The organism is Sphingobacterium sp. UBA5789 (genome assembly GCF_002418355.1).
Lineage (GTDB): Bacteria > Bacteroidota > Bacteroidia > Sphingobacteriales > Sphingobacteriaceae > Sphingobacterium.
Window position 1 is genome coordinate 1,456,058 of the sequence record NZ_DIDX01000004.1, and the last position, 13,660, is coordinate 1,469,717.

General features: G+C 40.8%; 7 protein-coding genes. 1 reads left to right on the forward strand and 6 read right to left on the reverse strand.

Annotation, left to right across the window (positions count from 1 at the left end; all coding sequences use genetic code 11):
• Positions 1-7 precede the first annotated feature (7 nt).
• The 3 genes from thrS to B4B65_RS15855 all read right to left on the reverse strand — a co-directional run bounded on the left by thrS (position 8) and on the right by B4B65_RS15855 (position 7,990).
• Positions 8-1,933, reverse strand: a complete 1,926-nt coding sequence (gene thrS / locus B4B65_RS15845) for a threonine--tRNA ligase (RefSeq protein ID WP_293916746.1) — start codon at positions 1,931-1,933, stop codon at positions 8-10.
• Between the two features lie 300 nt (positions 1,934-2,233).
• Positions 2,234-3,988: a glycosyl hydrolase family 28-related protein gene (locus tag B4B65_RS15850; protein ID WP_293916748.1), complete on the reverse strand. Its 1,755-nt coding sequence runs from the start codon at positions 3,986-3,988 to the stop codon at positions 2,234-2,236.
• A 381-nt stretch (positions 3,989-4,369) separates the two neighbouring features.
• Positions 4,370-7,990, reverse strand: a complete 3,621-nt coding sequence (locus B4B65_RS15855; RefSeq protein WP_293916750.1) for a DUF7507 domain-containing protein — start codon at positions 7,988-7,990, stop codon at positions 4,370-4,372.
• 208 nt (positions 7,991-8,198) lie between these two features.
• Between B4B65_RS15855 and B4B65_RS15860 the strand changes: the two genes are divergently transcribed.
• A complete protein-coding gene (locus B4B65_RS15860) occupies positions 8,199-8,822 on the forward strand; it encodes a 7-carboxy-7-deazaguanine synthase QueE (protein WP_201679914.1) in 624 nt (207 codons plus the stop codon).
• A gap of 213 nt (positions 8,823-9,035) precedes the next feature.
• On the opposite strand, the gene B4B65_RS15865 is transcribed toward B4B65_RS15860, so the two are convergent.
• From B4B65_RS15865 to B4B65_RS15875, 3 genes are all read right to left on the reverse strand, one after another.
• The gene (locus tag B4B65_RS15865; protein WP_293916752.1) at positions 9,036-11,003 is read right to left on the reverse strand and encodes an OmpA family protein; all 1,968 of its coding nucleotides are present in this window, start codon (positions 11,001-11,003) and stop codon (positions 9,036-9,038) included.
• 27 nt (positions 11,004-11,030) lie between these two features.
• The gene (locus B4B65_RS15870; protein WP_293916754.1) at positions 11,031-12,044 is read right to left on the reverse strand and encodes a PorP/SprF family type IX secretion system membrane protein; all 1,014 of its coding nucleotides are present in this window, start codon (positions 12,042-12,044) and stop codon (positions 11,031-11,033) included.
• Positions 12,045-12,073: 29 nt separating this feature from the next.
• Positions 12,074-13,660, reverse strand: a 1,587-nt coding sequence (locus tag B4B65_RS15875; RefSeq protein ID WP_293916756.1) for a DUF7507 domain-containing protein, incomplete at its 5' end; no start/stop codon positions are given.

Here is a 13,660-nt window from a genome sequence, read left to right on the forward strand (position 1 = left end):
TTAAAAATTAAACGGTTATTTCTTTAATTAATATTTCTCTAAATTCTTCGGGTGTCATTGAACCAACGTCTCCTGACCCGTGCTTACGAACAGAAACTGTGCCACTTTCTGCTTCTTTTTCCCCTACAATCAACATATAAGGCAATTTTTTCACTTCAGCGTCACGAATCTTACGACCGACTTTCTCATCACGAAGGTCAATCAGACCGCGAATATCGGAATTATTTAATGATTCTAAAAGTTTTTGTGCATATTCTTCATATTTTTCTGACACTGGCAAGACGATAAACTGCTCTGGAGCAAGCCATAACGGAAAACGTCCGGCACAATGTTCAATCAATACAGCGATGAAGCGTTCAAGAGATCCGAATGGTGCACGGTGGATCATGACAGGTCTGTGTTTTGCATTGTCACTACCTGTATATTCGAGCTCAAAGCGCTCAGGCAAATTGTAATCGACCTGAATAGTACCCAATTGCCATTTACGTCCCAGCGCATCTTTGACCATAAAGTCCAGTTTTGGTCCATAGAATGCAGCCTCTCCGTATTCTACTACAGTAGGCAATCCTTTTTCGTCAGCAGCTTCGATAATCGCACGTTCAGCCAGCGCCCAGTTTTCATCCGAACCGATATACTTAGTTCTGTTTTCAGGATCACGCAGGGATACCTGTGCGATATAATCTTCAAAGCCCAATGCCCCGAATACATAAAGAACCAGATCAATAACTTTTTTAAATTCTTCTTTCACCTGATCCGGACGGCAGAATAAATGCGCATCATCCTGAGTAAACCCACGAACACGTGTCAATCCATGCAATTCTCCCGATTGTTCATATCTGTATACTGTTCCAAACTCAGCAAAACGAACCGGAAGGTCTTTGTAGGACCGTGGTTTTGTCTTGTATATCTCACAGTGGTGTGGACAGTTCATCGGTTTAAGGAAGAATTCCTCCCCTTCTACCGGAGTCTTGATCGGCTGAAAGGAATCTTCACCGTACTTTTCATAGTGACCTGAAGTCACGTACAATTGTTTGTGACCGATATGAGGCGTCACGACAGGTTCGTATCCAGCTTTGAGTTGCGCACGTTGCATAAAGTCGATCAGCTTCTGACGAAGTGCAGCTCCTTTAGGCAACCATAGCGGTAATCCCATTCCTACTTTCTCCGAGAAAGCAAAAAGTTCCAGTTCCTTACCTAATTTACGGTGATCACGTTTCTTCGCTTCTTCGATAAACTTCAGGTAATCTGTCAGTTCAGAAGCCTTTGGAAAGGTAACACCGTATATACGAGTCAATTGTTTACGAGACTCATCTCCGCGCCAGTATGCACCGGCTACGTTTGTCAGTTTGATTGCTTTGATAAATCCGGTATTCGGAATATGAGGACCACGACACAGATCGGTAAAATCTCCCTGTGAATAGAATGTAATCTTTCCGTCTTCCAGATCTTTGATCAGGTCAAGTTTGTATTCATCTCCTTTTTCAGTAAAGTAATCCAGTGCTTCTGCTTTGGAAACGGCTCTGCGCTCGAATACTTCTTTACGTTTTGCCAGTTCCAGCATTTTATCTTCGATCTGCTTAAACTCGTCTGATGAAAATTCACGGTCTCCGAAATCAACATCGTAGTAAAACCCGGTTTCAATAGCAGGACCGATACCAAATTTCACTCCCGGATACAAGGCTTCTAATGCTTCTGCCATTAAGTGTGCAGAAGAATGCCAGAAGGTAGATTTACCTTTGTCATCATTCCAGGTAAGTAATTTAAGGGAGGAATCCTGTTCGATCGGACGTGAAGAGTCCCAGATTTCGCCATTTACTTCGGCTGCTAATACATTTCTGGCTAATCCTTCAGAAATGGACAATGCTACTTGAGCGGCTGATGTTCCTTTTTCATATTCTCTAACGGATCCATCAGGTAATGTAATTTTAATCATTTACAAGTATGATTATATGTTTAAAAAAATATAGAAACCTGCAGGACAACATATACGATTATGTAGTTTGACCCCTGCTGCTCCTTTGTTAACTAGATCACAAATATACACAAAATCAACCAACAAAAAAAGGCTGTATAAACAGCCTTTCTGATCATGTTCCCCTGCGAAAAAAGTCCCTTTTGCTCCTATTCTACCTTGCCAACAGTAACTTTTTTCAGGACAATTAGAATACATTGCCCACAGACCGACACTTTGCTATGGACAATATTTCCCGGTATTAATTATAGCCTCCTTTTCTTAATTCACCGTTATATTTTTCACCAGTTTCATCTGTGATACATATAAATCTTTCGGAGATAAAGATGCAGGGCTGATGGTCTCATACCAGTTGTTGTTCACATTAGGAAGAGCTGAACCTGAAGTTGTCTTTATCCCCACAGCGACGTTATTCTTAGACTTCGCTCCGGAACCGGATCCCATATTATTGTAGGAAAGATTATTGGTCGCTGTAATATTCCAGTAGGTCTCATTAATATTAATGCCGGCAGGGGTATCATTTCCACCTGAAGTGTAAAGACGGGAGCCTGTTCCTACATTCAGATTCGTAAACAGATTATTGCGTACCTGATGATTATGATGATCTATACATATATCTGTTCCTTTTCCATTTCTGAACACATTGAATATGCTGGAAGCAGATTCCACAGACAGATCATGATGGTATTTGCCTTTAACTTCAAAATTCTGAAACAAATTATATCCACCATAAATATTTACGCCATGATGTCCGACACCTTTTGTACCTGCAGCCCGAACAGGACCGGATTCAAGCGTCCAGCCTTCTGCAGTGATATGATGTGATGTTCGTCCAATCCAGATCCCGATATCACAGCCTTTCATTTTTACATTTTTGATCCATCCGTCATGTGCGCTGTTTGTATAGCCAATAGCGTTGTAAGCCCGTTCATGAAAGTTGTGCCCGGCCCAGGCATTATCCGGAAACTCGATTTTTAAGGACTGAATACCGGATCCGCTGATATTTCCTGAGAATGTAATCATTCCCCCCTCCCATGACCAGTCAGACTGATTTGGCAAACCTGGTCTGTTATATTTAGGATAAAGCTCTTCCAGTCCTTTGGTAAAATAAAGTATAGTCGCATCTCCGGCTCCCTTAATATTAATACCGCTACGCTTAATCATCAGTGTATCTTTCAATACATATTTTCCAGCAGGAATATAAATTGTACCATTCTCAGCACACTGATTAATAGCGCTCTTGAACACGGCGGTATTGTCTGTAACACCATCTCCAACGGCTCCTAAAGTGGTGACATTTAAGCTTTGGGGATAATCGGGGATAGCCTGATTACCACTCCTATATCCGGCATTAGTAAAATCCGGAATACGGGATTTATCCCACAACTCACCATTTTCTCCCCATATGGCAGAATATGTTACAGTAGTCGGCACCTCACTGACAGATACGTTATCTATATAATAGGTGTTTGCATCAGCTCCCAAATCAAGTATGATCATTGTAGAATCTGCATCTGCCTTAAACATCCACTCATATAATGCCCAGATAGTTCCAATTTTCTTATGTAACAAAATTTGTTTTGTACCACCTCTTACCTGAAATCGAAATCCGTTAGTACCTGTTCCTGTTGCTTTTGCCCATACGCGGATACGGTAATCCGAGCCAGATACAGTAGAAAGATTTACGGATGCGAGTTGTATTTTCCATGCATTAGATTGTCCGTTACTGACAGTATTTACCACTTTCAGCGCACGGTTAGCCTCGTATACTTCTGCAGGCACTGTAGTGGCAGAAAGGGTGGAAGCTCCGTTAAGCATAGACCAGTTTGTAAAGGTATTGCCTGTTCCTTCTTCAAAAGAGCCATTAGGTAATTGTAAATAACCGGGAGTAATTGCCATCTCTTTAGGTGACAATTTCATACCTGAAGCAGGGTCGTCGTATACCAGTAAATCATTTTTACATGATATTGTTAAAAGCACAGCCAATAACAAATAAATAAATTTTAAATGTTTCATAATTTTTGTTTTAGGTACAGGCTACAACCTCTTCAATAATTTTGAGAAGGTTACTGCACTAATAGTTGTGTGTGTTTATAAAATTTTAGTTAGTGTATAATACGCTTATGAGTTTACAAGCAGAATCATGCAGTAACAAATGGGAAGTAAAACTTAACCCTGTTAACTCCACAATCAATACTGCCTAACAAATGGCAAACTCAGAAAAAAAAATAATAGTGTGCTTATAATCGATAAGACTAAAGTAGAATAAAATTATTTTCAGTAAAAATAATTTTAACGAAAACGTTTTCGCATTGCATTAAAAACAAATTACACTATTGTACAACCAATCATATAACGGTTTATCATTTTGAAAAGAGGACTTTTTATGATCAAAAATTATTTTACTGGTTTTCTGGTGATCAAAATATACCCTGTCTTTTTCGTTTGCTTGACTCCGTTTCTGTAGGCCTGTACTACATAAAAATAGGTCATATCTTCTGCTCCGTCACCGTTCCAGTCGTTACGGTAATCATTGCTGGAATACACTTCTTTACCTGCACGAGACCACACAGATAATGAAATACGATCGTAATATCCGGTTCCTAAAACATAAAATATATCATTAACTCCATCTCCGTTTGGTGTAAAGACGTTAGGTACTGAAAACCCTGACACCTCTATGTTTACCCGGGCTTCATTTGTCCAGTTACCATTGAGATCCTTCACCTGATAGGTAAATGAATCGGTACCTGTATATCCTTCTTTTGCCTGGTAGATGATGTGTCCGAGACTAATCATCAGGGTACCTTGCTGTGATTCTTTAACGATCCTGATGCTATGTATATCTAATTCTACACCGTCTGTCTTATCATTTTCAAGAACAGAAATTTTAACATCCTTATTGTATTCTCCGATTACATAATCGTCTACAGCAATTGGTGTGGTCGGATTTACAAATATTTTCACTGCAGTAGGATACATCTTCAGTTCATTTGCATCCTGCACAGTATAAAGAAATTCGTCCGTACCTACATAGTCTTCAAAAGGTCTGTATTCTACCTGTCCGTCTTTATTCAGAGAAACCTCTCCGTGCATAGCCTCCTTAACTATTTCCAGTGTATGAGTCAGCAAAGGATGACTGCCTTCTGTATCATTTTGCAGAACATAGATACGAATAGATTGATTTTGTTTTAATAATACAATATCCTCTACTCCTACCGGCCTTTTGCTGATATTTGTGACCGTTGGCAGATCATTATCAAATGATGTTCCCGAAATATCAGTAATCTCCTGGCCTGTATGAATCAGGTTGGCCCTCACAGTTGCCGAATTCATAATGCGACCTCTGTCTACATCTTCATCTCTGACGGTATAGAATGCGCTCCACTTATAATGTTGTCCTCTTTCCAGACTTTCTACGGCAAATGGCTGAGGTTTTTCCCAAAGCATATCATCCTGCAGGGATATGTCAGTGATAGTAGTATCCGTTTCATTCCAAATGGTAAAACTATATTCCATACGATCTCCCACTCCGAACAGGCCATCTCTTTTGGAGCCCGTATTGATCACTTCTTTTTTGAGATAAATAGCCTGCTTATGTATAATTATTGTGATTGTCGGATCATCATTGTCATAGGTTGTTCCGGAGATATCTTTTACAGCGATACCGCTCTCTGAAACGGCTTCTACCCAGGCAGAATTGATGATTGAGCGGGCGTTATAATCTTTGACAGTTATTACATAATCCAGAAATATTTGTCCCGATTGTCCGGGTTGAAGATTATTCAGGCTTAATCTTAATGTTGCTGATGTAATCATAGGATCGTAAACACGGATATCCTTTAAAACCTCATCGCCCTTATTTACAACGTCAAAATAATAGCGGATTTTTTCGCCGGCCTGCATATAGCCATCTGCATTTCCATCTATGAACTGAGCTCTTTTTATCAAGGCTACTTTTACATTTGAAACTTGTGTTACTGTCCATAACACTTCCTGATGAACACGAATATTATTACACCCCTGCCCTGAACATTCCGCCTCTGCATCTAAAGGTTTTTTAATGGTCATATCTCTAGATGTAGCATCCGGATCTATCATATCTGCGCTACGTACGAGAGATGCTACCGCCTGAATGGCAATAGTCGACTCCGGATCATACAGTGCCGTAGCTTTCACCGTTACAATCCTTTCTTCGTGATTTGACAGATCCAATAAGCTGCTATATTGATTCACTTCTTCGTGAGTAATAGTTGTCAGGACCTTTCCCATATCCACATGATTGATCCTGAAGCCAAGCGGAAGATCAAAATTAAAACGGACATGCGGAGCATCTGAAGGTCCGTTATTTTTCAGATTAAGGGTATATGTGATCTCCTCACCTTTCCGGACCTGACGGTCTGGACTATTTAGTGATAAAATTTCGAGATCTGATGTTTTGACTGTTAGTGCAATAGTGACTTGTTGATTAGGTATCATGGCATAAGACCAGGTATCGATAGCTTTTTCATTGCCAAAACTGTAATTTCCGTAGTTCGTATTTGTATTTCGCTGTACCGTCTGATTCGTATATGTTCCCCAGCGATGCCCATTTACCAGACTGCTTATACCCTCCAGATTTATCCGAGGATTGCTGTTTTCGGAAGGAAGTCCGTCATGAATATCACTATCATCCCAATACACCACATCAGACTCTACCTGGTTCAATTCTTTATCTAATCGTTCAAGCAGAATACCATTGGGATTGATCTCCATATCCATATAAGGAAAATGTACTTCTGCCAGGATATGTTCGACGCGAATGGTTAACGGATATTTTTCGCCATTAGGAGCAAACTGTCCATTCTTATCCAATCCGTTCCAATAGATTTCATTTAATCCTGCGGATGCTTTATGCACAAATTCAGTCAGTAGCTGTGTCTGATCCGAACTCCTTTCGAGCACAATTTTATATTTAGCTTCCTCGCTGCTGGTAAACCGTATATGGGCTCCTTTTGCTCCCATCTGTCCCGCTGTACCTTCGTAACCTGTAAGGTTGATATCAGATACTACCGGCTCCGGCCGGTTGTTGATAAGCCATGTCTTTAACTCAGGAACTGCACCTACAGCTTGTGCAGGCATACTGAGATCAGGCTTTGTATATAATATCTTGTGGGTTATACTTCCATTCCCATCAGCCTGTCTCGGATCGTGTACATCTCCAGATCCCACCTGTGGAATATAGTCCAGACTTTTGTATAAAGATTTTCCTTCATCGTCCACAAAGCCCATATTATTGACAAAGGAGGTAAAAGCGATACCGTTGCTTCCGTTTCCATCTACCTTGTATACAAATCCATCATGTGTAAGAACCAGATATTTTCCAAAGAAGGCACCTTGTTTATTGGCCATCTGGCCGCTATTCAGATGCAGATTCAATACATTGGTATATACCCTTCCGGAAATCCAGTTGTGGTCATCTTCATCTCTTACCGAAATATCCCAGGCGGCAATACTGGTATCCCAGGTTTGCGACCAATCTCCATCTGCCGCTACAACAGGAATATTAGGATCGCCAAAATTTTCTGTAAATTCTCCTACCGGTGATATAAATTCTATTTTCCAGACACCTTCTTCTGTAGCTTTTACTTCATAAGGAGCATATCCGACTCTTGGACCGGACATCTCTGCCTGTCGTGTCCCTCTGCCGGTATTAACGATCTTGCCGATATTATTTTTTCCTGAAAGATATATTTTTCCGGAAGGACTGGTCAGACGAATCCTGCCTTCACCTATATTCTGTGCACTTGAAGCTGTCGCAATTGTCTCCCCTGATTGTACATATACATAATGTGCTCCAAGGGTAAAAAAGGGAAAACTCGTTGTTCCCTGCTCCCTCTCACTACGTGAAATCAGGTACGCACGATTCCCTTTCACCCCTGTCGGGTAAAGATCCTTTGATCCGTCGGCCCACAGCAATAGCGGACAAAGGATCATAAACAGGAATAAAAACAATGGAAAATATCCTTTGCTTTTCATTGTAGGTAGAGTTTTAGTAATGGGTACTAACTATGTTAAATATAACAATATGCAGATTAATATGTTCAAGAAAAAAGAAAAATTTTTATTAAAAAAAGTTAATCACCTGTCTATCATATGTCATAATTTTCAGAACCTTACTTCTCCACAAAACACAGACTCGGATCTTAAGAAAAAAAGCCTACCTTTGCAGTCTTAATTTCAAAAGATGTCACTACAAGTTCCAGAAAACGGCCGGCAACTCCCTTTGATGGAAGAATTCTATACGATACAGGGAGAAGGCTATCATACCGGCAAAGCAGCTTACTTTATACGCTTAGGCGGATGCGATGTGGGATGTCACTGGTGTGATGTTAAAGAAAGCTGGGATGCGGAGCTACATCCGCTGACTGCGGCTGATACTATTGTGGAACATGCGAACATACATCCTTCTAAAACGGTTGTAGTAACAGGCGGAGAGCCACTGATCTATAATCTGGATTACCTGACAAGTCAATTACAAAATGCCGGAATACAGACTTTTCTGGAGACTTCAGGTGCCTATCCGTTGAGCGGAAACTGGGACTGGATCTGTCTTTCTCCAAAAAAATTTAAAGCACCTAGACCCGATGTGCTGGCAAATGCAGGTGAATTAAAAGTGATTGTATTTAACAAAAGTGATTTCCAATGGGCGGAGGAACATGCTAAACAGGTAAGTGATACCTGTAAGCTGTATCTTCAACCGGAATGGTCCAAAGCTGCCGAGATGACGCCCTTGATCATTGATTATGTAATGGCAAATCCTAAATGGGAAATTTCTCTTCAGACACACAAATATCTTAATATCCCTTAACAGGAAAAATATACAGAAATAAGAATGTTCCGGTCTTTTATTCAGAGATGCGGAATATTTTTTATTTAACGATCATCCTATAAAAAAATCGCCCGTCTCCTGATACAGGACAGACGGGCGATGAAAACAGTTTGTTTTATTGTATTTAACCGTGTTTCTTTAATTCAGGTCCATTTTTGATCAATCTCAGGACACAGAACCTCTTCATACTTCTTAATATTCTAATACTGTGATTTCAGTTCTTCTGTTTGCCTGATGCTCTTCTTCCGAACATTTGACTCCATCAGCACATTTGTTTACCAATCTGGTTTCGCCATAGCCTTTTGCGACAATCCGATCTCTTGCAATACCTCTGCTAATAATATAATCTACAGCAGCCTGCGCACGGTTTTGAGATAATTTCATATTGTACTTATGTGTGGCGCGGCTATCCGTATGACTGGATAGTTCGATTTTGAGCGTAGGATTATCCCGGAGAGTATTAACCAGTTGGTTCAGGATTGGCCTGGCATCGGCTCTGATGTTATATTTATCCAGATCATAATAGATATTTTCCAGGATAAATGTTGTTCCTTTTTCTATGACAGGTTGTAACCGTAGCGTCACCTGAATGGTGGTATCCTTTTGAGGAGATAATGCAGCAATATTAAGAGAGTCTCCGTGGAATTTCAACTTTTCTCCCATTAACTGGTAAGCTGTTCCCGGTTCTAACTGAAACTCGAAGATACCTGCAGCTGCAGTAAGTTTACGGGACACCACCTTACCTCCATCACTCAACAAGGATAGTTGTACATCTTCCAGAGGTTCTGCAGTTGTACGATGCTGAGCAACACCTTTTAGTAAGATAGTGATTTTGGGTTTGACAGCTGAAAAGGAATAGATATCATCCAAGCCCAGACCTCCTAATCTATCAGAAGATAAATATCCATAGCGTGCTTCAGGACTGTCTCCTAAAAGTACATAGCTGAAATCGTCTGAAGCAGAGTTTACCGGAAAGCGAAGGTTCTGACGATTTGTAAATGAAGACCGGCTACCTGTCGCAGTGAATATATCGAGACCACCCATGCCCGGGAATCCATTGCTTGAATAGTATAACCGGTCTTCAAATACGGAAGGAAACATTTCATCGCCTGCTGAATTGATTTCAGTTCCGGCATTTACAGGTTGACCCCATGTACCATCAGATTGCAGTATACAATACCAGATATCTACACCGCCATGTCCGCCTGGCATATTGGATGCGAAATATAATGTCTGTTCGTCCTTACTGAGTGCGGCATGCCCGACTGCATACTTTTTGGTATCGTTATAAGGAAAGTCCGTTTCTTTCCAGCTATCCCCGTTTTTTGTATAAATCTTAATTTCCAGATTATGTTTTTTGAAACTGTATGGTCCTGACTTTTGTTGTTCAGTATCCTTCCCCGGATAGGTACGTGTTACATACAGCACATTCTCCTCCTTATTTACAGCCACAGGGCCCACATGATAAGGGGTATTATTGAAGATATCAGGCAACATATTCGGATAGATCAATGCTATTCCATCCTTATCTCTTGTGGCAGAATATACTCTGAGGAATGCTCTTCCGGTTCGTCCAGAAACCTGATCTGATCCCATAGGTTCTCCTACATAGAGTACCTGCTGCCCGACCGGTGTAGTTCCGAAGTCAGAAAAACGTGTATTTATCTGTTGTTCATTTTTGATTTTATGTACAGTTGGTTTCTGCATCCACACAATTGCCGAATCGCATCCCTGTATTGCAAGTTCTACTTCACTTTCTTTTCCTGTTTTTGTTCCGTAAGCTTTATACTGATTCTTTGCTGCCGCATAATCTCCCAGCTTTTTTAGTACATCAGCATAATTAAGCTGGGACTGATCGGATATTTTGCCTTCTTCAGCAACCCTTGCATACCAGTTACGGGCAAGATTGTATTCATTTATATTAAAGTAACAGGTCGCCAGACGCTCCATATCTTCTGCTTTCGGGCGTTTGGTGTCTACCAGTTTCTCATATATACGTGCTGCTGAATAGTACTCATATTGATAATAGAGTTTTTCTGCTGTTGTTCTCTTACTTATTTGTTCCTGTGCCTTTACTTCAGAAATTCCGACAGCGCACACGACCAGAGCGATTAACAGTTTGTTCAGGTAAGTTGATTTTATCATGATATTCCGTTTCATTCTTTATGATCTGTTAATACTGATTAATTAGAAGAATCTAGGGCTTAAGTACTGACTTGCTGACTTGCGTCCAAAGGTGAGTCCAAGCGTAATCTCATGTGAACCGTTTTGCAGGCCGCTCATCCGGTTGATCATCATATCATACGAATAGCCTATACGCAATTTTTCCGTTGCATAAAACTGAGCAATTCCTGTTATGGCATTCGTAGCACTGAGTTTATCTATTGTCTTATCCTGATAGGTCCGGTTAAAGATTTTCGCTCTTGTACGATATCCTGCTCCTATCCAGAATTTACTATTGAATACAAACATAGCATTGACATCCAATGAAGTAGGCCCTTTAAAATCTTCTTTAACCAGAATACTAGGGCGCAGGTGAACCCCTCTGTCTAATTCAAAGAGTGCTCCTGCAATGAAATACCCACTCACTGTACGGTATAGGTTTTCGGATGTTGTACTGTTAAAACGATAGTCTGATCCGGAATTTGTACCGTTAAAAAGATCCTGAACAGATACTCCGGCATACCATCTGGAATTATAATAATATACGCCTAAACGAATATCGGGTGCCCAGTCTGATATTTTTCCGCGAGGAATCACCTGATCATTGTAATCATTCGGATCCAGCTTATTTCCATCCAGACTATACTGTGTCACACCTCCTGCCACACCCAGACTAAGGCGTTGTGTATCTTCATCATCCAACTGCAGTCTGAAGGCATAATTTGCATAGATTGCCGTTGCTGATTGTGCTCCAAGTTTATCTGAGGTTACATTCAATCCGACCCCGTGACGTTTGGATTGTGCATCCAAAATCCCATCTATAGAAACAGTTCCTGTCTTTGGGGCTCCTTCCCAACCTGTCCACTGACTTCTCAGTCCTACCTGAGCAAACCATTCTTCTTTATATCCTGCATAAGCAGGGTTGACACTCATTGAGTTAAATATATATTGCGTGAACTGTATGCTCTGCTGGGCACTGACTTTTGTCAGTCCCAACAGGCTTATGATAGTTATCACTGCATATTTTCCGTATTTCATTTTTTATTGCTGTATAATGAATGATTCGATTAATTACGTTTGATCAGTACCCAACCTTTATGCAATTGTTTCGTACTGCCTTTATGTGTCTCAATGATGTAGTAGTAAGTCCCTTCGTTAAGGCCTTCTCCTACCCAGTTGTTGTCGTATCTGCTATTTCTATAGACTTCATTCCCCCATCTGTTGATAATGGTCATCTCGACACGATCAAATCGTTCTATTCCTTCAATCTCAAATTTATCATTCTGACCATCTCCGTTCGGTGTAAAGACATTCGGAATATGCAATGGCAATGGTGATACGGTTACATTGTATTGTCCGCTGGCATCTACTGCATTTCCTTTTCCGTCTTTTGCTTTCACAAAGGCTGTATTTTCAATTTCAGCCAAATCGAAATCGGATTGTATAATGACATATTCTGTAGTAAATACTTCTTTCTGCCCTGGTGTCAGCTGATTAATTGTTTTAGACAATTTGGTCAGCGGATCCGTTACTTCAACACTATACAGAATCTTATTTCCTGTATTTTCAACAGTAATGGTATACACAATCTTATCCCCTCTCTCTTTGACTTCTTTACGGTCTCCTGTTTTGACAACAGTCACACCTGCCAGATTATCTACCGGTGTTTCTATCTTCGCTTCAGGCTGATAAGGTTTTCCATCCGGATCCTGTGCACTTACTTTAGCAATATTAACAAGAACACCGTCTTCGATTTCGTCCTGTGTCACCTTGTGTGTCAGACTGAAACTTCTGGTTGCTCCTACAGCAAGAACAGCTATTTTCTCATTCCAGGCAGGGAACATAACATCTGTCAATACCAGATTATTAAATTCTACACCACCCGTATTTTTAACTGTAATCGTATAGGTAATCTCTTCACCAGCTACTTTTACTCTTGATCTGTCTGCAACTTTCACAATCTCAAGCTTAGGCTCTACTACTGTGATTCTGACTACCGTATTGCTACAGTTTGCAGGATTCAATACTTCACAGATCGTGTACGGATATTCGTAATTGCCTGCCGGTGTTTCAGGTGATACCGTGATTGTTCCGTCAGGATTCATCGTGATTCCTTTGTTTGGTGAAGTACCCGGAGTCAGTTTAACTTCAGCCGGTACAACTGGTTTGCCGTTCAGCTGATCGTTATCCAATACACTCGGAATTGTTTTTCCATTCTTACCGTTTACAGGAACTGGCGTATCGCTGTTAGCTTTGATTGGCGCAGCTTCTACAACTACTGTTACTTTCGCATCGCTGCAATTTGCAGGATTTAATAGCTCACAAATTGTGTACGGATATTCGTAGATGCCTGCCGGTGTTTCCGGTGAAACTGTGATTGTTCCGTCAGGATTCATCGTGATTCCTTTGTTCGGTGAAGTACCCGGAGTCAGTTTAACTTCAGCCGGTACAACTGGTTTACCGTTTAGCTGATCGTTATCCAATACACTTGTTGTGCTTCCGCCATCTTTTCCGTTGATAGCCGGTGGCGTATCGTTATTCGCTTTGATTGGCGCTGCTTCTACAACTACTGTTACTTTCGCATCGCTGCAGTTTGCAGGATTCAATACCTCACAGATCGTGTACGGATACTCGTAGATGCCTGCAGGTGTTTC